We start from the raw sequence: 24,338 nt of genomic DNA on the forward strand, positions 1-24,338 counted from the left end.
CCAGCAGGTCACGGCGCCGGGCACGCAACTGCGCGGGGACGGCACTGACCACCGCCGCCACCGGGCCCGCGCCGACGGTCCGCAGCGGCAGAGGCACCGTGTTCCTCTGGACGACGCCCGACAAGCGCCACTGCACCGTTTCGCGTCACGCGGGGGGGCGGCTCGACGTCCTCATGTTCGATCAAGCCCATCCAGGGCATCAGCGCCACGCCGAAGCTAGACCGGCTCGACGGAGGGACTTCGTCCAGTGCCCGGAGTGTCTACGGCCTCATCCTCATGGCCGACAGGGAGACCGTCCGGTCCCTGTCCTGTGGTGACAAGCCCTCGTGGTGAGACGGGTGCGCGTCATCAAGGCCGGTGACGCGACTCGCACGATCTACGGGGCGGAGCTCGACGCACCCAGCGCAGGCATCCTGCGGGCCCAGGTCGTGCGCGCCGACGGCCGCCACACGGAGACCCTGCGACTCGGCATCAAGGCCGACGAGCCCCCGAAGGGGCCCTCCGACTGGCGAGTCTGCGACTGAGACCGTGTCCTTCGCGGTGAGGCGGACGAGCCGCTTGTAGCGGCAGAGGGCGGCGGCGCGACCGAGAAAGGCCGACCCGGAGCGACGAGGAGCCGGACGACGTCGACCAGCCTCAGGCCGGCGCCGTGGCGGAGCCCGCGGCCGCGCGTTCCTCCGGGGTGGTCTCCGACCTGACCGGCGCGGACGTGTCGACGCCGATGTCGGTCAGGCAGTTCCCCGCGCCTTACGACGTCCCGTCGAGCGCCGCATGGACACAAGGACTCAGCAGGGCTCAGGGGAACTCATGGGATGTCGCACAGTCGTGTGCTGTGACCTGCACAGGCACCCCAAGGTCCCGCAGGCGTCACCAGTGACGCCTGAGGGGCCTCCATGGCGACGTGCTGGTGTGCGCACACTCTCCGAGTGCCTCTCGGGTTGTGGCCGGTGGGCCGGATGCCCGACTCCGGGCAGGGGGGTGCCTCGTCTTGGCCCCCAAGACCTGCTAGAGGTTGTCCCGTATCTGCTGGTCAGAGGTGAGATGATCTTGCTGTGGCTGGTGTGATCACGGCGTCGGAGCCCTCGTGGATAGGTCCGTTCACCGGGCTGAGCCCGCGGCAGTTCGACAAGCTGGTCACCGCGTTGCGGCGCGAAGGGGCCGATCCGGTCCGCAAGGGCCGGCCGTGGTCGCTTCCGTTGGAGGACCGGGTGCTGCTGGTGGCCGCATACTGGCGCACCCACCTCACCCTGCGCCAGCTCGCCCCGTTGTTCGGCATCTCGAAGTCCGCGGCCGACCGGATCATCGACCACCTCGCACCGGCTCTGGCCCTCCAGCCCCGGCGACGGTTCCGCAAGAACACCGTGCTCATCGTGGACGGCACGCTGGTCCCCAGTGCAGCCGGCCGACCCGAAGCACTGCCGGTCAGATTTTCGTAGGCGTTGATCGTTCCGGTGATCTGCCGCGGGGGCTGCGCACCACGGCCCACGTCGATCAGCACTGCGTCGTCGAGTACGAAGGTGACCGTGAAGTCAGGGGTGACGACTGCGGGCCGCTCATCGAGACGGCCGAGTTTCTTGCTGGAGGCGGTCACGGCCCGGTCGCGGGTTTTCGTCGTCGCTCGTGGCCTGGACTACGACAATGCCGGATCTCGTACGTGATCTCGTACACGGCCTCCGGGTCGATGTCCTCGACACCCAGGTACGTGAGCGTTTCCGGCTCTGTCGGTGCGGGTGGCGGAATGGCAGGTGGCGGTGTCTGGCTCACGGTCCCCCCAGGGATGGTTGGTGCTGGCGTGGTCATCATCGGTGTTGTGTGGGGACTGGGGGGGACGGTGTGTCCGTGTCGTGACACGGCGGCGGCTCGGTCGCGGGTGGGGTGGGCGTCCGGACCGGACGGTGCTGTACGGGCCAGACCGCGCGGACGAGCAGACCAGCGCGATGCGTTCCCCGGGGAACGCATCGCGCTGGCTACGGTCGACTCTCCGGTTGTTCGTCGGTCAGGCCTTGGGGCAGGTCTGGCTCTGGGCAATGCCGAAATTCGCCTCTTTGAGAGTGCCTGTGCTGTCGACTCTCACTGTGCCGTTCGCCAGCCTGTTGTCGGCCTTGGCCGCTCCGCCGGTCGAGCAGTTGATGGACACGCGGTAGTCGGCTTCATCGGTGAGTCGGTCCGCGACGTTGTTGAAGACGGCATGCAGGTCGTCGAAGGCGGAGTTCGTGCCGCCGTCGATGCTTTCGACTTCCACAACGAGGTCTCGGCTGTCGCCGCTGGTGTCTTGTTGGACGATCTTGTATGGCGGCACTTCGCTGCTCTTGCCCTCGGTGTCGCTGTCGCACGCGGTGAGCGTAAGAGTGAGGGCGGCTAAGGCGGCGGCGGTCGTGGTGCGGGTGCGCATGGTCCCCCCAGGGTTCGACCTGTTTAGGGGCAATCATCCGCCATGTGAGGCTGGCAGTGAAGGCTCGGTGACGGTGCTGTGACACGACGAAGCCCCCCCCGGCTGGTGAAGAGCAATGCCATTGCTTAGACGTCGTCTCATTTGGTGAGTCTGCGGTAGCAGATGAGGCTGCAGGCGATGGCGGTGAAGGCCAGCTCCTCCACCTCGCGAAACGACAGCGGGAAGCGAAAGTACAGCCACACGCAGTGCGAGATCACCTCCACCGGATACCGGTGACCCCTGTACGACAGCAGCACACACGACACCGGCGATCCCACTCCAGCATGATCAACACGAAGATCATCCCACCCGCTCAGCCAACGTGACAGCACCCCTGCCAATGATGTCCTCGCACAAGTGCCTCGCCCGGTGGCGGAGTGGTCTCGGCGGGAAGGGTCGTCGTCTTGAGCGGCATACCGGGGGAGATCAACGATATTAAACGATCTTCGGGTTCTGCAGTTACGACGGCCCCCGACTGCCCGGTTGCTGCCGGGTGGTAGTGGATCGGCGATCCGCGGTTGAGGCAGGCCCAATTATAAGACGAAGACCGCGCAGGGGAGCCAGAGGTCGGGTGACGACGAGTGATCAGGGGCGTCCTCAGGCTCCTCCTGGGGACATGTCGGCCAACTCGCTGGCCGTAAGGCGTTGATCAGTCAGTCCCCTACACCCCTCCAGCCCGGCCCGAGCCCCCGCCGGCGGGCGCGGCCGGAGCGGGCCGCAGGCACCCCGGCGACGTCCTCGGCGGGGGCTGGGGCCAGGCGGCGGCGCAGTGCGGCGGTGGCAGTCGGCACGGCAGCGAGGGCTCGTGCGGTGTCGGGGTCGATGGCGGCGAGGGCTTGGGCGAGCAGGTCGATGGCGTCGGCCGCGTCCTCGGCGGCGCCCGTGCTCCAGGTCCCCGATGTCACCGTGTCGAGCAGCTCGCACACCGCGTCCGCAACCGCCGCGGCCCTCTCCTCAACACCCGGCCCAGCTACACCCAGTTGCATCTGTCTGTCCCGTTTACGATCGGCGCCGCGACAGCCGGGCGCCCGGCAGTGAGTGCCGGTCCTCATACCGTCCTGGACCGAACCGTATGCACTCTGCGCAGGTCATGACACTTCTGTTGTCGGGCTGGCCCGCCGGGCGCTCCTCTTGGCGCAGGTCCAGGTAGCAGCGCAGCCGGACGCCCGGCTCGCCGGGTGTCCTGGTCGTCCGGTCATCCGTCGCGGTCGCGGTCGCCCAGCGCCGCACAAGCTCCGCCTGGAAAGCGAAAGCGGTAGCGTCATCCGCGGCCGCGACGTCGACCACCACAACTCCCGGCTCCGCGAGGTGTTCGTCCCTGATCGCCTTCATGCCCGGCATGACGTCCCGCGCACCAACCCGGTTCACCCGGCCCCGCAGCTTCACCCGAAGAAGACGGACAGGCGGTGCAGAGGGCTCGAAGAGGGGAAGTAAGCACCGTGGTGGAGACCGGGCCGCTGTGCTTACCGTGCCTTGGGCAGCGCGACCAGCGTCCGCCAGTCCTCGCCGCGGCCGTTGCCGGCGATCCGCCACACCGGCCCATCGGCCCCGCCGCAGGTGAGCCGGTGCAGGGTCGTTGTCGCCACGGTCATCCAGTAGCCCACGTTCGGCAGGCGGCGGACACGGTCGTGGAAAGTGGCCTCTCTCGTGTCCGAGACCGCACGGCGCAGGGCGGGGACGAAGACGAACAGCAGCGGCGGAAAGGGCCTCTCCAGATCCGGTCCAGCGTAGGTCTCCTGGTATACCCCCAAGCCATCAGTCGTAAGTGGTCTGATTGCCGAGGTCCTCCTGTGGAACGATGTGGTGTGCTGCCGCGCGCAAGGCTGAGATTGCTGGCTGGTCATAATTTCTCGGCAGCCATGCGAGCACGGCTGTGGAGACGCCCAGCTCGGGCGCGTTGATGTATACGAGGCCAGGGCGTGGATACAGGAGGCGGGCTGCGGAGGGCAGGAAGGTGATCGCCTGTGCCTGTGTCACAGCGAGGACCATGGCTTCTGTGTCTCTGACCACGGGGCCGTAGCGGACTCGGCTGCCGTCTGGCCGGGGGTTCATCGTTAGGTGGTCCCACCAGAAGCGGGGTACCTCTGGGGGCATGTCGACGACAGTGCAGTTTGCGAGTTCGGCAAGAGTGAGCACTTCTCGGTCTGCGAGCGGGTGATCGGCTGATAGGCAGACCACTCTGGTTTCCGTCGCCAGGTGAAGCGACTGGATCCCGGCGGGCAGCGGTCCGCGGAGGAAGGCCGCATCGACTTCCCCTGAGGTGAGCGCGCTGAACATGTGGCCGAAGCTGAGGTTTCTTACTTCGATGTCGAGTTCGGGATGTTGACCACGTAGCTGCCCCAGGATGGCCTGCGCGTACGGCATGGCTCCCTCTGCGCCGAGAGAGCCGATGCGGATATGTCCGCGTACCGTTCTGACGTGGCGATCGGCGACAATCTGGGCTGCCTCCCGTAGTGCGGCCACGTCGGGGTGCTGGTGGTGCGGGAGCCAGGCGAGCGCGGCGGTGGTCACCGGGACGCCGGTGAGATCGCCGTAAGCGACCCCCGGGCGGGGGTACAGGTCGCGAGCTGCGGCTGGCAGGAAGGCTATTCCTCTGCCTTGTGAAACGGCCAGGAGGAGGGGCTCGATGTCAGTGACGACGGGGCCGTAGGAAACGCGGCTGCCATCAGGGCGGGGGTCGACCTGCCAGTAGTCCCACCAGGCACGCATGCCGTCTCCGGCTACGTCGATGAACACGCGACCGGCCAGGTCTTTCAGGGTGAGAGGTTGTCGAGCAAGGAGCGGATCGTCAGCAGGCATGCAGACCACACGTGGCTCCCTCGCCAGGGGCAGGGTGTGGATGTGGGAGGGCAACGGAAGGCGCAGGAACGCCGCGTCCACTCTTACGCTGGTCAGGGCGTCAACCTGCTCGGCAAAGTCCACACTGTGCACTTCCACAGCGCTTTCGGGGTATCGACACTGGTACTCGGTGAGGACCTGCTGGGTGTAGGGCATGGCGGCCTCTCCGCCGATGCACCCCACTCTCAGGGGTCTGCTCAGCGGCGTGGTCGCCGGCTGCAGTCGGACACCCGCCTCCACGGCAGGGTGGTCCTCTGCCACCAGGAGTTGTCCTTCAGAGGTGGGGAGGGCGCCGTCCAGTGTGGAGTTCATGCGCACTTGGGCACTCATGGCCTTCTCCCACGCCAGAAGCAGGGACTTGACCTCTTCCGGGCCAGCCAAGGCAGCAAGTGAACGCACGGCCTCCCGAGGCGGGATTCTCTTGCCGTTGAGGTACCGCTCCCATGTAGACCTGCTGTAAGCCGTCCTGGACGCCAGCGCGGCCAGAGTCAGCTCGCTGACGTCTTTGACAGCACGGAGCTGCCCGATGAGATCAACAACCTCCGGAGGCAGCCCCTCGGGTAATCGCTTCCATCTCGTCATGTCCCCGAATGTCCCCGAACCCCAGACATCCCAGCAGGTCGTAACCGGCCATATCCCCGAAATTCTCAGCTTTGGCGAAAGACATTCCCTTTGGGTATGCACCACGCAATGCTTGTTGTCAGCGAAGTTCTCTTTAAAAGAGAAAATCGCCGACTTGTGATGTATCTAGCTGATACATCCAAAGCATAGGGGGAATCGGGATGGCCCTCTATGGGAGCTTACGGCCCTAGCAGGACCAATCCAAAGGGGGATTTGAGTGCGTTTCACGATGCTATGGGGAAGGGCTGCAGCTGCCGTCGCTGGCACTGCCACCCTGACCGCCAGCGCCGTGGTTGGGGTCACTGCCAGCACGTCGGTAGCTGCTTCCTCTGCCCACCCTGCCTCGACAGGCGCCGCCAGCAACGCAGCGGTCAGCTGCCCGGGCTCCTTCAACAGCTGGACGCATGTCCAGTCGAGCGTGGACTGGCTGAAGGTGCGCACCGGACCTTCGGTGAGCTACTCGTCCATCGGCCAGCTTCCCGGCGGTGCCTCGTTCACCTTCAGCAGTTCCTCGGGAACTTCGGCCGGCGGCTACTACTGGGGGTGCGGCTACGGCTACAACGACAGCACCAAGCTCACCGGCTGGGTCGCCGGTGACTACCTGGTCTGGCCCTGATCGAGACGGGCTGACGCTGCGTCGGGGGCGCTGCGGTTAGGACACCACAGCCTGGCGTCCTTCATCGTGCCGTCGGCCCAGTCGGGGCACGACCCAGATACGCCAGAAACCCGCCACGGGATGATCTTGAACGTCTGACGGGTGCGTCAGTGCTCTCCCGCGTCGCACCTCGGGCGCTACGCACACGCAGCCGTCTGCAGGGGGGTCGCCGGGGCGAGGGAGGCAGCCCATCAACTTTGGGAGGACATGTGAAGCGACGTACTGGCGCTATGGCCACCGGCGCGGTCGCGCTGGTGGTGGCCGGTGTGGTGGGCCTGACGGGGGCCCGGTCGCAGCCACATACGCACGGGGAACGGCCCAAGCCGCTCAGCGAGCGCCAGAAGGATGTGCTGCACGACGCCGAGGAACTGTTGACACAGTCCTGCATGGCAGCACATGGCTTCAAGACCTGGGTCGTTCCCAGGCGTCCGCTGGCCGACGACCGTGAATTCCCATATGCCGTCGACGATGTGCAATGGGCCTCCGAACATGGTTACGGGAGCGACCTCGCGGCGCGGCGCAAAAGGCTCCGTCTGTCCGACCCCAACCGGCTGTACTTCGCAGGCTTGACGCCGTCCCGACAGAAACGCGCGCTGGACGCCTATCACGGCGCCGAATCCACGAAGCGAATCACGGTAAGGGCGCCGAACGGCATGAGTATCAGCCGTACGGATGGCGGCTGCGTGGCACAGTCTCAGAAAGAGCTCTACGGAGACCTGGCGACATGGTTCCGCGTGACCACTGTGACGGATGCCCTGGCCGGGATTCGGAACCAAATGGTCCTAGGGGATGTTGAATTCAAGGGTTCGGTAAAGGACTGGGCCACCTGCATGCGCAAGCGTGGCTTCTCCTATGCGAGCCCAGAGAAGGCCCGCGTTGCCTTCGCTGATCCGGACAGCGGCATCCCTCGGCAGGAGGAAAATCCTACGGCTGTTGCAGAGGCGCGCTGCGCGGCTGCCACTGGGTTGTCCCAATCAGTCCGTCACCTGGAGCAACGTTACGGTGAGCGACTGAACGAAAGGTACGCGGACGCGGTATGGGCCAGGATCCGGCTGGAGGACGAAGCTCTGCCACATGCCCGTGCCATCGTCCGTTCGCAGTGAACACGCACACCCAAAAAAGCCCAAAAGAAAGAGAAGACCGTGAAGAAGATCAGCACTGCCCTGGCCGCGCTCGGAATTACCGCCATAGCCGCGTTAGCGACTCCGACCGCGGCCCAGGCCGCCCCGCCGGCCTCGGCAACCGGGCCCGCCAAGTCGGCGGCCGCCGCGAACGGCCTCTTCTACGCCTGGGAGGCGGCCTATAAAGGTGGCCACCAGTGTGCCTGGCAGTACGACGCCGGGGACTGGTCGGCCTGCAACACCTTCGACATGCGTAACAAGGCGAGCTCCCTGGAAAACCGCCGTTACCCCGGCGTGGGCGAGGACATCGACCTGTTCTACCACCCCTGGCACACCGGTGCCCACAACTGCCTGCCCAACGGGAGGTACCTCGACAACCTCACCGGCATCTATTTCCTGTGGGACGGCCAGGAGGGCCAGGGACAGTCGATGAACGACAACATCGCCAGCCATCGAGGGTCCAACAACTGTTGATGGGGTCTGGCATCCTGCCCCTGCGAGGGATAGGGCCGGATGCCGCCGGGATCCATCGGAACTCTCCGGTTCACCCGCCCGCTGGCAGTGGCCCGACGCCGGACGACATCCGGCGCCGGGCCGTCGACTGTCCGTCTACCCCTCGTCTTCGGTGTGGGGATCACGCAGCGGTCGCGCGCTCCCGGATACCGGAGCGGGCCAGGTGGGCCGGCACCCCGAGATTGGGGACACTACGGCAGCGACGGGCCAGGCGTTGTCACGTTGTCGAGGGTGTGGGTGCTTGGTGGGGTGTCGGGGCGTGCTGGGGCCGGGTTCCGGCTCCGTGCTCAGGCCGTGGCGGGTAGGCCGGCGGTGCCGGTGATCTGCTCCCAGATCGCGAAGCGGACGGTCATCTCGGCGCGGTGGTCGGGTGCGGTCATCAGGTGGCGGTGGGGCCGGAAGTGAGGTGAGATGCCGCTGAACGCGGCCAGGAACCGCTGGGCTCCGCCGACGGAGCGGAAGCCCTTCATTGCGCGTTCGCGCTGCCGGGTGGGCTGGTGGCTGTTCTCGGCCCGGTTGTTCAATCCTTTATGGGCACGGTGCTCGACGGAGGGCATGACCTCGCGGTGGGCGGCGCGGTAGGAGCCCAGCTTGTCGGTGACCACCACCCGCGGAACCGCACGCGTCTCCTCATCAAGCGGCGGAAAAACCGCCGGGCGGCGGCCTTGTCCCGCCGGTTCTGCACGAGGATGTCCAGGACGGTGCCGCCGGCGTCGACGGCCCGCCACAGATATTTCAGCTCGCCGTTGACTTTGATGAACACCTCGTCCAGATGCCAGTTGTCCCCGGGCCGGGGCCGGCGGCTGCGCAGCCCGTTCGCATATGCCTGACCAAACTTGGCGCACCAGCGGCGCACGGTCTCGTACGAGACGATGACGCCGCGCTGGAGCATCAGCTCCTCCACCTCGCGGAACGACAGCGGAAAGCGGAAGTACAGCCACACGCAGTGGGAGATGACCTCGACCGGGTAGCGATGCCCCTTGTACGACGGCGACGCACTGTCCACGGACGATCCTTCCCAGCGTGATCAACCCGAAGATCATCCCACCCGGTCAGCCAACGTGACAGCGCCCTCTGGTGAGCTTTGCCGTGGTGGGCAAGAGTCAATACAGCGACACCTACTCCCGCCTGCAGCGCAGCGCACAAATGCGACTGTCGTCGGAATTGGTATGGGCCTACCTGCCGCCGCGCACTATAGGCACAGACCAGGTCATCTTTACCGCGGTCCTGGAGCCGGCTGCGAAGCGGAAGGTGTGCTCCAGATCGAAGCGACGGAGAAATGCCTGCCAGAAACGATCCACATCGTCCGGGGTGCGGCCGACAGTGACCCGGGCCCGCCCGGTCGGCGGCACCGCTCGGACCCGCATCCCCTCCCCGGGTGCACGGGCCCGTCCCGCCGGACCGGATGGCCCGCGAGGGCGTGTGACGTGCGTCAACCACTCGCAGGCGGCCGGAACAGGTCTGGAGCTCTCCTCGTGCAGGAAGGTGCGGGCGGACGAGAACGCGATGCGTCAGCCGGCGTGGCGGCGGAGCCAGCGGGTGATCATGCGGATGTCCCTCGCGGTGGTCGCGGAGAAGGCGGCCTGCTCGTCCGATTCCCAGTTCTCGACCTCGTTCAGGACGTCCTCGAGTTGACGGACCGCCGGCCCGATCTGGTTCTCGCCGCTCGCCAACAGCTTTCCGGCGACCTTCAGCCGGCCGCCGGCCTCGGCTGCCCCGCCGCGCGGCGCGCAACTGCCGGCCGCGCCGGCGATCTGCTCCCGTGCCGAGGCGATGGCAAGCCGGGCGGCCTTGACCGGATCGGCGTGCGGGGCAACTGCCGGGCTGCGGTAGACGCCGTTCTCCAGGGCCGTGCGCTGCTCCTGGTTGAGCTGGTTGTAGGCGAACAGTGCCGTGCCGTCGGAGTCCGCGTCCTTCACGGCCTGTAGCTGGTCGCTCATGAGCGGGGCCGGGGAGCCGTTGAAGGGACCGTAGGTCGCGGTGTAGAGGGGGACGTCGCCGACGCGCTCCCGCATGACCTTGGTGTCCTTGGCGACCGACTCCGGGGAGGAGCCGAAGGACATGCCGGTCAGGAAGTCCATGTAGCCGGCGTCCACCCAGGCGCCCCAGTTCTGGAATTTCTTCTTGAGGCCGTCGACCGGGTCGGCGAACACCGCGGCGGACAGCGCCGTCTTCGGCTTCACCCGCTCCTGCATGTCGCGGACACTGGCGACGAACGTGGTGATGTTCCGCTCCCGCCAGGCGTCCCACTGCTCCCACTGCGGGTCGTCGGGTGTCAGGGCGTACGGGTCGACGCCGTACTCCTTCTCGAACGCCTGCCGGCTGTAGTCGCTGTAGGAGAAGCTCGCGTCGTACGGCTGGGAGACCGGGTAGCGGATGTAGTCCAGGTGCAGGCCGTCGACGGCGTAGTCGTCGAGCACCTCCTCGAAGACCGACCGGATGTACGCTCGCGGCTGCGGCATGGCGGGGTCGACGAAGTAGTACCCGGGCTCCTGCCGGGAGGGGCGCGGACCGTTCGAGCCAACGTCCTCGCGCTCGACCGCGGCCCACTCGGGGTGCGCGGTGAGGACGGGGCCGGGGCCGCCTGCGGAGTCGACCCCGACGAAAAAGGTGTGCACCCAGGCGTGCAGTTCGATGCCGCGCTCGTGCGCCTCGTCGACCCACACCTGGAGCGGGTCGAAGCCCTTCATCTCGGGGCGCTGCGGGTCGATGCCGGCAGCGCGGGCGGCGTCCGACGGGAAGATCGTGTAGCCCTGCCAGACGGTTTCGAGGAAGACCATGTTGAAGCCGGCGCGGTCGATGCTGTCCAGTGTCGCGCGGATGGCCTCGGGGGTGGTCTCGGTCGGGCGCACCCACAGGCCGCGGCCCTCGACGGGGCGGGACTCGCGGGTCCGGTCGGCCGCGGCCGCGGCCGTTTGGGAGGCCTGGCCCGCCAGGCCGGTGGCGCGCGACTCGTCCCCGGCTGCGAGGGCGGCCCGGGCGTCGGCGATGAGGCGGTCGGCGGTGGCGATGCCCTCGTCGACCTGCTGCTCCGGGAACTCCACACAGCCCTTCCGGGACGCCGCCAGGCGGAGCCGGGCGTCGTCCCGGGCGAGTTCGGCACGCCGGACGCGGGCTTCCGCGTCGACCGTGATGGTGACGGCATCGGCTGTTGTTTCTGCCTTCGCGCCGAGGGACGAGTGCTCGCTGAGCCACTGGCCGGCCGCGCCGTGCCCCGAGAGCACGAATCCGTTCGCGGGGATGGCGCGGTCGCTGCCGCCGATGGAGGTGATGCGGCCGTTCTCCACGACGACGTCGGTTCCGTACTGGTTCGTCCCCGTGGTGGGCGATCCGTAGGCGGGGGTGTAGGCGATGAGCTGGTCGACACCCCGGCAGCCCGGGAAGCAGTTGCCCGACGCGGGGTCCGTGCCGCCGGGATTGGTCTCGGCGGTCGGGTCGACGGCGTCGAGGGGGTGGCTGACCGAGGACGGGGCCGTGGTCGCCGATGCGGTGGCGGTGGAGTCCGCCGCGTTCGCGGGCAGCACCGCCAGCGGCGGAGCCATCGCCAGCACGGAGCCGAGCAGCGCGGCGGAGGCGATGAAGGTCGCGGGCACAGGACGTCTGAGGGGCATGACAGGACCTCCGTGGTCGGGTGGGGATGGCGAGAACTATCAGCAAGAGGTCCGTATAAGTCAACGCCTACTACCGAGGCAACGTGAGTTTCCGCTGCAGTGTTGACAAGCTTGGGTCGGAACCCGAGACTTGGGACACCTCACTGGTACGGACCACTTGATCGCATGTCGGCTGTCGGTCCTTCCGCATCCCAACTCCCGGATCCACGCCCTCCTTAGGAGCGCCATGCCCTCCAGCAGAGGCATCCGCCTCGCTTCTCTCATCGCATTCGGCACACTCGTCAGCGCCTGCGGTCTCGGCGGCGGCCCGACGGAGGAGACCTCGGCCGGCAACGCCGGCTCGGGAGAGGTGAAAGGCACCATCACCTTCCAGACGCTGCAGCTGAAGCCGACCTTCACCGACTACATCAACGGCGTGATCAAGGACTTCGAGAAGAAGCACCCCGGCACGAACGTCAAGTGGGTAGACATCCCCTTCCAGGGCGCCCAGGAGAAGATCACCGCCGACGCCGCGGCCCGGGCGCTCCCGGACGTCGTCAACCTCAACCCGCAGTTCGCCCAGGCACTCGTCGCCAAAGGCGTGTTCGTGGACCTGGACAAGGCCGCCTCCGACGTGCGGGGGGACTACGTCGAGGGCGCGTGGAGCTCCTTCACCGTCCCCGGCGAGCAGGGCGCCTACGGCATGCCGTGGTACCTGACCAGCGAGGTCACGATGTACAACAAGGGCCTGTTCGAGAAGGCCGGCCTGGACCCGGAGAAGCCGCCGACGTCGTTCGGCGAACTCGTCACGGCCGGGAAGAAGCTCAGCGAGGCGGGCAACGGGAAGTTCTTCGGCCTTCACCCCGCCCTGGAGAACCGGTTCATCACCGACCTCGCCAAGCAGGGCGTGCCGATCGTCGCCGACGACGGCAAGACCTGGACCTTCAACACCCCCGAGGCCGAGGCACATCTGAAGAGGCTGGTCGACGCCTACAGCGGCGGTGTCTTCCCGAAGGACTCGCTGACCCAGGACCACTCCAAGGAAACCGAGGCCTACCAGGCCGGCCGCATCGGTCTCTTCCCGTCCGGCCCGAACTTCCTGACGATCGTCGAGGAGAACGCGCCCGAGATCGCCGAGCAGACCGGCGTCGGCCCCCAGATCACCGGCGGCGCCGGCGTGACCAACATGTCCGTCATGGGCCTGCTCGTCCCGAAGAGCAGCGAGAACCAGGCCACCGCTCTGGAGTTCACCAAGTTCATCACCGACGCGGAGAACCAGTTGGCCTTCAGCAAGATCGTGACCATTCTGCCCAGTACCAAGGACTCGCTGAACGACCCGTACTTCACGGGCAAGGGCGACGACTCCGTAGAGGCACAGGCGCGGAGGGTCTCAGCCGAGCAGATCGCCCACGCCCGGAACCTGGTCCCCGTCCAGTACGACCAGCGTGTCACCAAGGCGGTCGTCGGCAAGGTGGAACTGGCCCTCAAGGGGGACCTGACGCCCAAGGCAGCCCTGGACCAGGCGGTGGAGGCCGCCAACAGGATCACCGCCAAGTAGGCACGGGGTCCGCGCCGCCCCGCCCGGCGCAGACCGCCCGTCCCACCTGCCCGAACCATCTGGAGATTCCATGACCGGCCGCCGCTGGTACGCCCCGTGGCTGTTCCTCGCCCCGGCGCTGGTACTCGCCGTGACGTTCTTCATTCTTCCGTTCGCCAACACCCTCGTGCTGTCGTTCACCGACGCGTCGACGCTCGGCGGAGGCGTCTTCACGGGACTGGAGAACTACACCCGGCTGCTGGACGACTCGGCTTTCTGGCTGTCCCTGCGCAACACCGCCCTCTACATCGTGGTGGTCGTCCCGCTCCTCGTCGTCCTTCCACTCCTTCTCGCTGTCCTCGTCCAGCGGAAGGTGGCCGGTATCGGCTTCTTCCGGGCGGTGTTCTACTCACCCGTCGTCGCCTCGATGGTCGTCGTCGGACTGATCTGGTCCTGGCTGCTGTCCAGCGACGGCCTCGTCAACTCGGTTCTGCGCGGTCTGCGGATCGTCGCGGAGCCGCTGCCCTTCCTCACAGACTCCCGTCTGTTGCTGTTCAGCGCGATGGTCATGACCGTCTGGAAGGGTCTGGGCTACTACATGGTGATCTACCTCGCCGCGCTGGCCAACGTCCCCCAGTCGCTGCTGGAGGCCGCCGACCTCGACGGCGCCGGGCCCGTCCGGCGCTTCCTGTACGTCACCGTGCCCGTCATCCGCCCCACCATGGTCCTCGTCGGCACCCTGGCCGCGATCGCCGCCGGCAAGGTGTTCGCCGAGGTCTACACCCTCAGCGCCGGCAGCGGGGGCCCCGGCGGGGAGGCCCGCACCCTCGTCTTCACCATCCGGGAAGTCGGCCTGGGCCTGAGCGGAGAGGCGGGCTACGCCTCGGCGATGAGCATCGTGCTTTTCGTCGCCACCCTCGGCCTGTCCGTCTTCGTCACCCGCCTGAACACCCGGGAGGACCGGGCATGACCGCCACCGCAGCCCACGAGACCACCGGCACCTCCCCCGCCCAGGACGCCCCCGTACCGCCACCGCGCACCGCGGCCCGGCGGCGCAGGCGGCTGCGCTCCGCCACGGGGCTCGCCGTCCGGTACGCGCTGCTGACCGCCGTCCTGGTACTGACGGTCGGGCCGTTCCTGTGGCAGCTGTCGACCTCCCTGAAGGGCGCGGGCGAGAATGTCTTCGGCTACCCGCCGCAGCTTCTGCCGGAGAACCCGACGCTGCAGCACTACGGCGGCGTCATGGAGACCGTTCCGGTCCTGCGGTACGCGACCAACTCCCTCGTCGTGGCTCTCGGTTGCGCTGTCACCAACTGTCTTTTCGGCTCGATGGCCGGCTACGCGCTGGCCCGCATGCGGTTCCCGGGCCGCCGGATCGTCTTCGGTGTCTTCCTCGCCACCATCATCATCCCCTTCGAATCGATCATGGTCTCCGAGTTCCTGATCGTGCGCTCCCTCGGGCTGGGAGACACACTCCTCGGTGTGATGGTCCCCCTGGCGGTGACCGGTCTGTCCGTCCTCCTCCTCCGCAACGCGTTCCGCGGGCTGCCGGCCGAGATCGAGGAGGCCGCCGTCCTGGACGGGGCCGGCGAATGGCAGCGGTTCTGGCACATCGCCCTCCCCTCGGTCCGCGGAACCCTGAGCGTCGTCGCCATCTTCAGTTTCGTCTTCGCCTGGGACGACTTCCTGTGGCCGCTGATCGTGCTGTCCGACCCCGGCAACTACACCCTGACCGTGGGCATCCAGTACCTGTCCGGGACCTTCACCAACGACCAGCGGGTGATCGCCGCGGGGACGATGATGGCGGTGATCCCGCTGCTCGCGCTGTTCTTCTGCCTGCAGCGGTACTTCTTCCGTGGCGTCGGCGAAGGAGCTGTCAAGGGATGAGCGAGACCACGAGCACCAGCACGGCCAAGCACGAGTCGCTGCGGCGCGCGCTGTCCCGGATGATCGACGAAGGCATGGACCCCCACCAGGTCCTGCCGAGCGAGCGGGAGCTGATGCAGCGCTTCAACGTCAGCCGGATGACCGTGCGCAGGGCCGTCGAACGGCTCGCCCAGGAGGGGCGCGTCTACCGCGTCCAGGGTGCCGGGACCTTCGTCGCCGAGGCAGCCACCATCAGCAAGTCCCTGCACCTCACATCCTTCTCCGAGGACATCCGCGCCCGCCGCATGGTGCCCGACAGCCGGCTGCTCGTGATGGAGCAGACCGGGGCCGACCTGACGTGCGCCCGCGACCTCTTCGTCGAACCGGGCACCGCGCTGATCCACATGGAACGGCTGCGGACGGCCGACGGCGAGCCGATGTGCCTGGAGAACGTCTGGCTCCCCCGGAGCCTGGTCCCCGGCCTGCTCGAGGAGGGCCACCCGCAGTCCCTCTACGCCTGGCTGGAGCAGGTCGGCGCCATGCCCGAGACCGCCAACCAGACCATCAAGGCCACCGTGCTGGAAACCCGGCAGGCCGAACTCCTCGGGGTGCCCCCGCACTTCCCCGCCCTCCAGGTCGAGCGGGTCACCCGCGACCCGCGAGGACGGGCCGTGGAGCGCGCGGTCAGCCTCTACCGGGCGGACCGCTACGACTTCCGTCTGACGGTGACGAGGGAGCGGCGCCCATGAACGGCACCACGCAACCCGTCGTCGGCATCGACATCGGAGGCACCACCACCACGGCCGCCGTCGTGGACAACGGCCACCGGATCAGGACCCGCCGGACCGCGCCCACCCCCGCTGCGCGGGGCGCGGAGGCCGTTCTCGCCGACGCCGTACGCCTCGCGGTCGCGGCCCTGGCCGACGCCGCGGCACCGGTCGCGGCAGTGGGTGTCGGCACGGCCGGCGTCGTCGGCCGGGACGGACGCACCGTCACCGCGGCCACCGACGCGCTGCCCGGCTGGGCGGGGATGCCGCTGGCCGACCGGCTGGAGCAGGCCCTGGGCCTGCCGACCACCGTCCTCGGCGACGTCCAGGCCTTCCTCGCCGGTGAGGCCTTGTCGGGCGCCGCCGCCGGCGCGCGCATCGCGGTGGGCGTCATGGCGGGAACCGGCATCGGCGGTGCGGTCTGGGCCGGCGGCGGCGTGCTCCGCGGCGCGACCGGCGCCGCCGGACACCTCGGCCACGTGTCCGTCCCCGGCGCCGAGGCTCTGCGCTGCCCCTGCGGCGCGACCGGCCACGTGGAGGCGGTCGCCTCCGGACCGGCCATGACCCGCCGCTTCCAGCGGATCCGGCCCGAGGACCGGGTCCGGGACCTCCGGGACATCGCGGCGCTCGCCGCAGCCGGCGACGCGGTGGCCCGTGAGGTCCTGACCACCGGCGGCAGGGCGCTGGGCATCGCTCTCGGCGGCGTCGTCAGCACTCTCGACCCCGACGTGGTCGTGGTCTCCGGCGGCGTACTGGATTCCGGTCCCTGGTACGGGACCGCGCTGTCCACCACACTCGCCGGGGCCGCCCTGCCCGCGCTGGCCGACGTCCGTGTCACGCCGGCGGCCCTGGGCGCGGACGCGGTTCTCGTCGGCGCGGCGGACGCCGCCCGCCGGTTGCCGGGACGTACGCCGGACCCGGCCACGAGGGGCAGCCGGCCGGCGCCTGCCGGGCCGAGCACCCCTCTCGGAACGGTTCGGTGAACCCATGACAGCCTCACCGCCACCCGCGCGTGGCACCGACAGCCCTCAGGGCGGCCGGATCGCGCTCGTGCCGCTGGACGAACGGCCCGCCTGCGCCGTCCTGCCGCGGATGATCGCCGCGGTCGCCGGCATCCGGGTGGAGACACCGCCCGCGGCGCTCCTCCCCCGTATCCGCAGGCCGGGAGATCCGGAGGGCATCGCCCGCTGGCTCACCACCGAGACGGCGAACGCCGACGCCGCCGTGGTCTGCCTGGAGACGCTCGGGTACGGCGGCCTCATCGCCTCTCGCACCGTCCCCGCCACCACCGGCGTGGTCGTCCGGCGCTGGGCCTCGATGACCACCCTGGCCGAGGCGGGGGTGCCGGTGCACGCCGTCACCCTGATCACCCGGACCCCCGACTCCGCGGACGCCATGGAGGAACCCGGCTACTGGGACCCGCACGGCCCTGCCCTCCACCGGCTCTCAGCCGACCTGCACCGCGCGTCCGAGCAGGGCACCGCCGTCCCGGCGAATCCCCCGCTGCCCCCGGAGGTCCTGGCCGACTTCCTCACCCGGCGACTGCGCAACCACACCCTCAACCTCGCGGCGCTGGACCTGGTCGCCGGCGGCGTGCTCCGCTCCCTCGTCATCGGCGCGGACGACACCGCCCCGTACGGCCTGGCCACCGCGGAACTGCGCTGGCTGGACGGCTGGGTGGAGTGGCTCGGCCTGCGTGGCTCGGTGGCCGTACGCCCGGGCGCGGACGAGGCGGGCAGCACCCTCGTAGCCCGCGCCGCCGGCCGGCTGCTCGGGCCGGACTCCACCCCGGTGCGGGTGGCCGTCGAGGCCGTGGACCCGGCGGGACTCGAAGCGGTCGCGCCGTACGAGAACGTCCCGGTCGGCGTCACCGCCCGGCGGCAGGTAGAGGCGTGCGGGGCGCTGCCGGTTCCCGCCGGGGAACCCGCCGACCTGCGCCTGCTCGTCCACACACCGTACGGCGCCGACGACTGGGCCGTGGCACCGCCGGCCGCCCCCGCGGCGGATGCGGTGGCACGGGCCCAGGCGCTCGCCGAGCGGGCAGCGTCGTTGCTGGACACGGCTACCGCGGTCGCCGTGGCCGACTGCGCCCAGCCGAACGGCGCCGACCCCGTCCTTGTGCGAGCCCTCACCGAACGGAACCTGACGCACCGCCTCCACGGCTACGCCGGGTGGAACACGGCCGGGAACACCCTGGGTTCGGTGGCCGCGCACGCCGTGACCGCGGTGGCCGCCCGGCGGGCGGGCCGCTTCGACCGGGAGGCGCATCAACGCCTCCTGCTGCACCGTTTTCTGGAGGACTGGGGCTACATGACGCGCGCCCGCGGCACGGCACGGCGTCTGCTGGGCAGCGACCCCACCCGTCACGACACCGTGCCCGACGGGCATCCGGTCCTGGAGACCATCGCGGCCGAACTCGACGACTGCCGGGCGCAGTTGCCCGGTTTCGACTCACTTGCGATCGTCCGCGGCTCCGTGCGCCTGCCCTGGAACCGCACGTTCGAGGCCGATTTCGCCCTGACCGGAGACGCCGGGACCCAGCGGCTCCGCTCCGCCGGGCCCGGCGCGTGGGAACTGTCGTGACCTCACCGAACCGGACCGTCGAATCCGACGTCGCCGTGATCGGCGGCGGGCTGGGAGCCGTGGCCGCCGCCCTCGCCGCCGCACGGGCGGGCCGCCAGGTCGTGCTGGTCTCCCCCTCCGAGCGCCTGGGCGGCCAGGTCACGACACAGCTGGTCCCCGCGCTGGACGAGCACCCGCACGTCGAGACCGGTGGCGTGTCCGCGTCCTACCAGAGGTTCCGTGCGCTGATCCGCGAACAGTTCGGCGGCATCGCGAACCCCGGCGGAGGCTGGGTGAGCCGTTTGTGCTTCGAACCCGCCGCCGCCGACCGCGCCATCGGCACCCTCCTCGCACCGCACCTGTCGGCCGGACGGCTGACGCTACTGCGCGGGCTCGCGCCCCGCGACGCCGTGCGGGACGGCGACCTGCTCACCGCCGTACGCTGCGCTTCCCCAGAGCCGCGGCCGGGAGCGGACGGGAAGCCGGTGACGGAGGTCCGAGCCGAGATCTTCCTGGACGCCACCGAGGCCGGTGACCTGCTGCCCCTGGCGGGAGCACCCTGGGCCGTCGGCTCGGAGGGCAGTGACGCCTTCGGGGAATCCCTCGCTCTGCCGGGCGGGCCGCACCCGCGAGCCGTCCAGTCCTGCACGGTCGGATTTGTCGTCGAGCACGTCCCGCAGGAGAACCACACGGGCCCCGAACCGGAGGGCTACGGGCGGTGGCGCGACACCCAGCCGTTCACTCTCGACATCTCCGGCTGGGACGACCGCACCCACCGGTACCGCATGTTCACCGAAGGGCCCGACGGCCACCTGCCCTTCTGGACATACCGCAGGCTGCGGGACGGCGCCGCTCTGGGCGGCCCGGACGCCACGCTGATCAACTGGGCCGGCAACGACTACGCCGAGACGTCCGCGATCGACGACCCCTCCCGCGCGTACGCGGCGGCCAAGCACCTGTCCCGGGCCTTCCTGCACTGGCTGCGCACCGAGTGCCCTCGCGACGACGGCGGCCGGGGCTACCCGGGGCTGCGGCTCGCCCCGCACCTCACAGGCACGCCGGACGGCTTCGCCGCCGAGCCGTATCTGCGCGAGTCGCGTCGGCTGCGCACCGCGCGTCCGGTACGCCAACAGGACTTGGAGCCCGTCGGGGGCAGCACCCGCGCCGTCCCCGTCGCCGACGCGGGAGGACTGGCCATGTATCACATGGACCTGCATGCCCGGATCGGGGCGCCCGCGAGCGCCTACGCGCCCACCGCGCCGTTCCAGGTGCCGCTGTCGGCACTGGTCGCCGAAGCCCCGGCCAACCTGCTCGCGGCCTGCAAGAACCTCGGCGCCACCCAAGTGGCCGCGTCCGCCTACCGGGTGCACCACGGGGAGTGGGCGGTCGGGGAGGCGGCGGGCGTGCTGGCCGCGCACTGCGTGGCCGGTTCCTTCTCTCCCGCCCGGGTGCTCGCCGACCGGCCGGAGCTGACACGCCTTCAGCGCCGCCTGGTGCTTGACGGTGTCCCACTGGCCTGGCTGCTGGACGTCCCGCCCGGCGGCGCCCCACTCGCCGTCGGGGCGCATCTGCTGGCGGCAGCGGGCGGACTCGCCGGCCCGCGCGCCGAACGGCTGACAGCCGACCCGGCCGTCAGCGTCACGGAACGGGAGCGAGATGCGCTGCTCGCGGCTGCCGCCCGCCTGCTCGGCCGGGCTCGTCCGCCCCAGGTCGAGCCGGACGGCGACGGGCTGTCCTGGGCGGCACAGGTCACCACCGTCGGGGCCGCCGTGGATCGCGCTCTGGAGACACCCGCATGAATGCCGCAGCACGGACGCGCCACAGAGCGCACGACGCCGCCGGGCCACACTCCGGCGCACACGAGAGGCAACAGGTGAAGCACAGCTCATCGGAACAGCCGGCGGGTGACCGTACGGAGACCCTGCAGCGGTTCGTCCGGGCCACGGCGGGCGGCCTCGTGGTGTCCTGCCAGGCACTACCCAAAGAGCCTTTGCACGGCCCGGAGTTCATGGCGGCCATGGCCCGTGCCGCCGTACTCGGCGGCGCGCGGGCAGTCCGGATCAACGGACCGGTGGACGTCGCCGCCGTACGCGCCGCCGTCGACGTGCCCGTGGTCGGACTGTGGAAGGACGGCCACGAGGGCGTCTACATCACGCCCACCGTGCGGCACGCTCTCGCCGTCGCCGCCGCAGGGGCGGACGTGGTGGCGATCGACGCCACTGGCAGGCCGCGCGGCGACGGCCTCGATCTTGCCACCACCGTACGGGAACTGCACGCCGCCGGCATCGTAGTCCTCGCCGATGTCTCCACCCACGAGGAGGGCCTCGCCGCCGTCGCGGCCGGCGCCGACCTGGTCGCCTCCACCCTGTCCGGGTACACCCCCGCCAGCAGCGTCCAGGACGGCCCCGACCTGGAACTCGTCGAACGACTGGCGGGCACAGTGGGGGTACCCGTGATCGCCGAGGGCCGTGTCGGCACACCCGCGGAGGCTGCCGCCGCACTGGCCCGGGGCGCGCACGCCGTGGTGGTGGGCGGCGCGATCACCCGCCCGTCCGACATCACCGCCCGGTTCGCCGCCGCGCTGGGCGAAATGGGGCACGAGGCCGCGGCGCCCGGGCGGTGGGATCCGCTGGGCAGCGTCCCTCCTTCTTCCCATCCCCGCCCCGCCCGGCGGCCCGTCGCCGGTGGCGACCAGGGGCCCGTGCGCCCGCCAGGCCCCCCGGCCGGCGCCCCTCAGACAAGGACCGCATCATGACCTCTGCCGCCCCGTCCTCCGCGGCGTCCGCTCCGGCCGGTGCCACACCGACCTGTCATGTCGTCACCCACGTGCACTGGGACCGCGAGTGGTACCGGCCCTTCGAGGCGTTCCGCGCCCGCCTCGTCGAAATGGCCGAGCGTATCTGCGACGACATCGACTCCGACCGGCTGGCGTCCTTCCACCTGGACGGTCAGACGATCGTGCTCGCCGACATCGCGGCGCTGCGCCCGGACCTCGCCGACCGGCTCCGCGCCCACGCCGCGGCCGGCCGGCTGACCGTCGGCCCGTGGCACGTCCTGGCCGACAACCAGCTGGTCTCCGGCGAGAGCCTGATCCGCAACCTGCTCACCGCCCGCCGCTGGGCCGGCACGGGGACCCTGTCGGGCATCGGCTACTCCCCCGACGCGTTCGGGCACCCCGCCGACCTGCCACGGGTGCTCGCGGGCTTCGGCATGGACACCGCACTCGTGTGGCGGGGAGCGCCACCCGCCCACGCGCGGTTCCGCTGGCGCTCCCCCGACGGGGCGGAAGTATTCGCCGTCAACCAGGCGTACCACGCGGCCGAGGTGCTCTGGCCGGTCCCGGAGGACGGCACCGACGACAGCACGCGCCTCACCGGTTTCCTCGACGGGGAGCGCGAGCGGCTGCCGGACGGGCCGTGGCTGCTGATGAACGGCGGCGACCACCTGTACCCCGCCGATGCCCGGGCCCGGATCGCCGCCGCCACCGGGCCGGCCGCGGCGGCCGGGACCGAACTGCGCGAGAGCACGCTCAAGGAGTTCTTCGCCGCCGCGCGCCGGGCTGCGGCGCACTCACCCGAAGCCCTGCCGGTCGTGCAGGGTGAGCTGCGCCACCCCGGTGGCCGGCTGACATTCCTCCTGCCCGGGACGCTGTCCGCCCGTACGTACCTGAAGCACGCCAACGCCCGCGCGCAGACGCTCATCGAACGGTGGGTGGAGCCCCTGCTCGCCCTGCACGCGCCCGCAGACGCCACGGCGGCCGCCGAACTGCGACACGCCTGGGAGCTGCTGCTGCGCAACGCGCCGCACGACTCGATCTGCGGGTGCAGCGTGGACGAGGTCCACCGCGAGAACGAGGTCCGCTTCGACCGGGTCGGGGAGACCGGCGAGCACGCCCTGGCCCGTGCACTCGGCGCGTCTGGCCTCGACGTCAGGCTTTACGGCGACCGCCCCGAGACCGACACGCACCTGGCCGTGCTGAATGCGCACGGCTCCCCGCACACGGGCCCCGTGGTCGCCGAACTGCTCACCGCCCCGTGCCGGTTTCCCGTGGAGGTGCTCGACGCGCATGGACGGTCCGTGCCGTTCGAGACCGAGGTTCTGGGGGACGACTCCGGCTTCGAGGCGGACCTCGACCTGCTGCCCGACTCCCGCCCGTCCCTTCGCCACCGGCTCGCCCTCCTCGCCCACGACGTCCCCCCGCTCGGCCGCGTGGTGTTCCGGGTCCGCCTCGGCGAGGCTCCGTCCGCGCAGGCCGTGCCGCGTCCGGAAGACGGCCGGGCGAACCTGACGACCGGTCAGGGACTGTCCGTGACGGCCGCCGCCGACGCCTCCGTGACCGTACGGCTGCCCGACGGCACCGAACTGCCGGGCGTCGGACGTCTGGTGGACGGTGGTGACCGCGGGGACACCTACACCTACGACCCGCCCACCGAGGACGCCCTGGTCTCCCCGGTGCTGCGGTCGGTTCGCCGCGTCACCTCGCCGGCGCGCAGCTCGCTGGTGATGGACGCGCGGCTGAAGCTTCCCGCCTCGCTCACCGAGGACCGGTCGGCGCGCTCGGAACACACGGTGGACGTGCCGGTACGCATCGAGGTGACGTCCTGGCACGGCGACCCGACCGGCGCGCTGCGCTGGGCGGTGTCCTTCGACAACATGGCGCAGGACCACCGGCTGCGCATGCACTTCCCCAGCGCGGCCGCCACTGGGTACTGGACCGGCGACGGACACTTCAGTCTGCTCGAACGGCCCGTGTCCCCCGACCTCGGCCCGCTGCCGGACTTGCCCGGGCACGAGGCCGTCTGCGGCTCGGCCCCTGTCCAGAGTGTCGGCGCTGTCGGTGCCGGCCTTCACCGGCTGGCGGTGGCTGCTCCGGGCCTGCCCGAGATGCGTGGCCTGTGTACACCGGAGACAGGCACGGACGAGCTGGTGATCACGCTCATGCGAGCGGTCGGCTGGCTCTCCCGCTTCGACCTGACCAGCCGCACCACCGGAGCCGGCCCGATGCTGGCGACCCCCCAGGCCCAGTGCCCGGGCAAGCTGCGCTTCACGCTGGCAGCGGCCTTCGGCGGCGCCGTGGCCGACGACTTGGATCTGGCCGCCTTCGCTGCCGTCGAGCGGGTCCCGCTGCGCGCGTGGCAAGCGCGCCCCGGGACCGTCCCCGCAAGCGGGTCCGGCGGTTTCCAGGCCGAAGGAGCGCTGCTCACCGCCCTGAAGGTTGCCGAGGACGGCGACGGGCTGATCCTCCGGGTGTCCAATCCCACTGCCCAGGAACGGCCTGCCTCGCTGCGGCTGCCCGCGGGCTGCTCAATCCAGGCCTGCCGCCTGGACGAGTCCCCGACAGGAGAGCGGCGGGATCTTCCGGCGACCGGTCACGTCGACTGGACCATGGCGCCCTATGAGCTGACAACGCTGCGGGTGTGCCGAACCGCCGACATGTGCTGACCCGCGACTGTGTGGCCACCGCACTTCTGCGCCGACCGTAGCAGTTGGCAGGTTCGAGGCGCGGAAGCGATACGCAACCGCCGGCGGTACGACGGCCGAAGCCGCAACGCATCCGAGCCGGGTCAGTCAGGAGCCGAGTACCTGGCCGGTCACGCCCGGCGGCGCCATCCGGCCGGCGCCGCACCTGACAAGGGGGTGGCAGGAACTGGTGCGGGACCGGTGGCTGGAGACGCCGGTCCTGCGGTCACGCCGGTACTGGCACAACCGCTCGAATGACGGTTGTCTGAGTTGTACTGCTCGGCAGGAACTGACCCGCCGGCACCAGGGGCCGTGCACGCCGACGCGTGCACGGCTTCGCCGCGTTCGACCCTCCACGGAATACCCCAGGGGGTACA

At 70.1% G+C, this 24,338-nt stretch carries 18 protein-coding genes and 4 pseudogenes; 14 read left to right on the forward strand and 8 right to left on the reverse strand.

Annotated elements, in window-relative coordinates; all coding sequences use genetic code 11:
- Positions 1–338 precede the first annotated feature (338 nt).
- Positions 339–524 carry a hypothetical protein gene (locus ABZ354_RS25730; protein WP_358660578.1) on the forward strand — a complete coding sequence of 62 codons (186 nt, stop codon included), beginning with the start codon at positions 339–341 and terminating at the stop codon, positions 522–524.
- Between the two features lie 528 nt (positions 525–1,052).
- Positions 1,053–1,391: pseudogene (locus tag ABZ354_RS25735) on the forward strand (transposase family protein); the annotation flags it as partial.
- A 605-nt stretch (positions 1,392–1,996) separates the two neighbouring features.
- On the opposite strand, the gene ABZ354_RS25740 reads toward ABZ354_RS25735, so the two are convergent.
- From ABZ354_RS25740 to ABZ354_RS25765, 6 genes and pseudogenes are all read right to left on the reverse strand, one after another.
- Positions 1,997–2,392: a hypothetical protein gene (locus ABZ354_RS25740; protein WP_358660580.1), complete on the reverse strand. Its 396-nt coding sequence runs from the start codon at positions 2,390–2,392 to the stop codon at positions 1,997–1,999.
- A 191-nt stretch (positions 2,393–2,583) separates the two neighbouring features.
- Positions 2,584–2,697: pseudogene (locus ABZ354_RS25745) on the reverse strand (IS6 family transposase); the annotation flags it as partial.
- Between the two features lie 387 nt (positions 2,698–3,084).
- Complete coding sequence (locus tag ABZ354_RS25750) at positions 3,085–3,336, reverse strand: hypothetical protein (RefSeq protein WP_358660582.1); 252 nt, start codon at positions 3,334–3,336, stop codon at positions 3,085–3,087.
- 94 nt (positions 3,337–3,430) lie between these two features.
- Complete coding sequence (locus ABZ354_RS25755) at positions 3,431–3,772, reverse strand: DUF6207 family protein (RefSeq protein WP_358660584.1); 342 nt, start codon at positions 3,770–3,772, stop codon at positions 3,431–3,433.
- Between the two features lie 122 nt (positions 3,773–3,894).
- Positions 3,895–4,182 (reverse strand): hypothetical protein, encoded by a 288-nt coding sequence (locus ABZ354_RS25760; protein ID WP_358660586.1) that lies wholly within the window; start codon positions 4,180–4,182, stop codon positions 3,895–3,897.
- Positions 4,183–4,186: 4 nt separating this feature from the next.
- Positions 4,187–5,851, reverse strand: a complete 1,665-nt coding sequence (locus ABZ354_RS25765) for a LysR substrate-binding domain-containing protein (protein ID WP_358660588.1) — start codon at positions 5,849–5,851, stop codon at positions 4,187–4,189.
- 457 nt (positions 5,852–6,308) lie between these two features.
- Here ABZ354_RS25765 and ABZ354_RS25770 point away from each other — a divergent pair, with 457 nt between their 5' ends.
- From ABZ354_RS25770 to ABZ354_RS25780, 3 genes are all read left to right on the forward strand, one after another.
- Positions 6,309–6,506 carry an SH3 domain-containing protein gene (locus tag ABZ354_RS25770; RefSeq protein WP_358660589.1) on the forward strand — a complete coding sequence of 66 codons (198 nt, stop codon included), beginning with the start codon at positions 6,309–6,311 and terminating at the stop codon, positions 6,504–6,506.
- A 269-nt stretch (positions 6,507–6,775) separates the two neighbouring features.
- Positions 6,776–7,648, forward strand: a complete 873-nt coding sequence (locus ABZ354_RS25775; RefSeq protein WP_358660591.1) for a hypothetical protein — start codon at positions 6,776–6,778, stop codon at positions 7,646–7,648.
- A gap of 39 nt (positions 7,649–7,687) precedes the next feature.
- Positions 7,688–8,140: a hypothetical protein gene (locus ABZ354_RS25780; RefSeq protein WP_358660593.1), complete on the forward strand. Its 453-nt coding sequence runs from the start codon at positions 7,688–7,690 to the stop codon at positions 8,138–8,140.
- Positions 8,141–8,466: 326 nt separating this feature from the next.
- Here the strand turns inward: ABZ354_RS25780 and ABZ354_RS25785 are convergent.
- Positions 8,467–9,185, reverse strand: a pseudogene (locus ABZ354_RS25785) (IS6 family transposase).
- A 505-nt stretch (positions 9,186–9,690) separates the two neighbouring features.
- Positions 9,691–11,790 carry a family 10 glycosylhydrolase gene (locus ABZ354_RS25790; RefSeq protein WP_358660595.1) on the reverse strand — a complete coding sequence of 700 codons (2,100 nt, stop codon included), beginning with the start codon at positions 11,788–11,790 and terminating at the stop codon, positions 9,691–9,693.
- A gap of 226 nt (positions 11,791–12,016) precedes the next feature.
- Between ABZ354_RS25790 and ABZ354_RS25795 the strand changes: the two genes are divergently transcribed.
- The 9 genes and pseudogenes from ABZ354_RS25795 (at position 12,017) to ABZ354_RS25835 (ending at position 23,943) form a co-directional block, all read left to right on the forward strand.
- On the forward strand, positions 12,017–13,327 hold the full coding sequence (locus ABZ354_RS25795) for a sugar ABC transporter substrate-binding protein (RefSeq protein WP_358660597.1): 1,311 nt from the start codon (positions 12,017–12,019) through the stop codon (positions 13,325–13,327).
- A gap of 70 nt (positions 13,328–13,397) precedes the next feature.
- Positions 13,398–14,276, forward strand: coding sequence for a sugar ABC transporter permease (locus ABZ354_RS25800; RefSeq protein WP_358660599.1), 879 nt, complete (start codon positions 13,398–13,400; stop codon positions 14,274–14,276).
- Entirely contained in the window at positions 14,273–15,193 is a 921-nt protein-coding gene (locus ABZ354_RS25805) for a carbohydrate ABC transporter permease (protein WP_358660600.1), read from the forward strand. Before ABZ354_RS25800 ends, ABZ354_RS25805 begins: the two co-directional genes overlap by 4 nt.
- Positions 15,190–15,921, forward strand: a complete 732-nt coding sequence (locus tag ABZ354_RS25810; protein ID WP_358660602.1) for a GntR family transcriptional regulator — start codon at positions 15,190–15,192, stop codon at positions 15,919–15,921. Before ABZ354_RS25805 ends, ABZ354_RS25810 begins: the two co-directional genes overlap by 4 nt.
- Complete coding sequence (locus ABZ354_RS25815) at positions 15,918–16,922, forward strand: ROK family protein (protein ID WP_358660604.1); 1,005 nt, start codon at positions 15,918–15,920, stop codon at positions 16,920–16,922. The genes ABZ354_RS25810 and ABZ354_RS25815 overlap by 4 nt, the downstream gene beginning before the upstream one ends.
- A gap of 4 nt (positions 16,923–16,926) precedes the next feature.
- Positions 16,927–18,522: a DUF4127 family protein gene (locus ABZ354_RS25820; protein ID WP_358660606.1), complete on the forward strand. Its 1,596-nt coding sequence runs from the start codon at positions 16,927–16,929 to the stop codon at positions 18,520–18,522.
- Positions 18,519–20,300, forward strand: coding sequence for an FAD-dependent oxidoreductase (locus ABZ354_RS25825; protein WP_358660608.1), 1,782 nt, complete (start codon positions 18,519–18,521; stop codon positions 20,298–20,300). Before ABZ354_RS25820 ends, ABZ354_RS25825 begins: the two co-directional genes overlap by 4 nt.
- Positions 20,297–21,085, forward strand: a pseudogene (locus ABZ354_RS25830) (putative N-acetylmannosamine-6-phosphate 2-epimerase); the annotation flags it as partial. The gene ABZ354_RS25825 and the pseudogene ABZ354_RS25830, both read left to right, overlap by 4 nt.
- A 167-nt stretch (positions 21,086–21,252) precedes the next feature.
- A complete protein-coding gene (locus tag ABZ354_RS25835; RefSeq protein WP_358660610.1) occupies positions 21,253–23,943 on the forward strand; it encodes a glycosyl hydrolase-related protein in 2,691 nt (896 codons plus the stop codon).
- The last annotated feature ends 395 nt before the right edge of the window (positions 23,944–24,338 follow it).

Source organism: Streptomyces sp. NPDC005925 (assembly GCF_040638805.1).
Classification (GTDB): Bacteria; Actinomycetota; Actinomycetes; order Streptomycetales; family Streptomycetaceae; genus Streptomyces.

Excerpts from the sequence above, each read along its gene's own strand:
- ABZ354_RS25740 (WP_358660580.1), bottom strand. The coding sequence starts at position 2,392 with ATGCGCACCCGCACCACGACCGCCGCCGCCTTAGCCGCCCTCACTCTT.
- ABZ354_RS25755 (WP_358660584.1), bottom strand. The coding sequence starts at position 3,772 with ATGCCGGGCATGAAGGCGATCAGGGACGAACACCTCGCGGAGCCGGGA.
- ABZ354_RS25765 (WP_358660588.1), bottom strand. The coding sequence starts at position 5,851 with ATGACGAGATGGAAGCGATTACCCGAGGGGCTGCCTCCGGAGGTTGTT.
- ABZ354_RS25775 (WP_358660591.1), top strand. The coding sequence starts at position 6,776 with ATGGCCACCGGCGCGGTCGCGCTGGTGGTGGCCGGTGTGGTGGGCCTG.
- ABZ354_RS25790 (WP_358660595.1), bottom strand. The coding sequence starts at position 11,790 with ATGCCCCTCAGACGTCCTGTGCCCGCGACCTTCATCGCCTCCGCCGCG.
- ABZ354_RS25795 (WP_358660597.1), top strand. The coding sequence starts at position 12,017 with ATGCCCTCCAGCAGAGGCATCCGCCTCGCTTCTCTCATCGCATTCGGC.
- ABZ354_RS25800 (WP_358660599.1), top strand. The coding sequence starts at position 13,398 with ATGACCGGCCGCCGCTGGTACGCCCCGTGGCTGTTCCTCGCCCCGGCG.
- ABZ354_RS25805 (WP_358660600.1), top strand. The coding sequence starts at position 14,273 with ATGACCGCCACCGCAGCCCACGAGACCACCGGCACCTCCCCCGCCCAG.
- ABZ354_RS25810 (WP_358660602.1), top strand. The coding sequence starts at position 15,190 with ATGAGCGAGACCACGAGCACCAGCACGGCCAAGCACGAGTCGCTGCGG.
- ABZ354_RS25815 (WP_358660604.1), top strand. The coding sequence starts at position 15,918 with ATGAACGGCACCACGCAACCCGTCGTCGGCATCGACATCGGAGGCACC.
- ABZ354_RS25820 (WP_358660606.1), top strand. The coding sequence starts at position 16,927 with ATGACAGCCTCACCGCCACCCGCGCGTGGCACCGACAGCCCTCAGGGC.
- ABZ354_RS25835 (WP_358660610.1), top strand. The coding sequence starts at position 21,253 with ATGACCTCTGCCGCCCCGTCCTCCGCGGCGTCCGCTCCGGCCGGTGCC.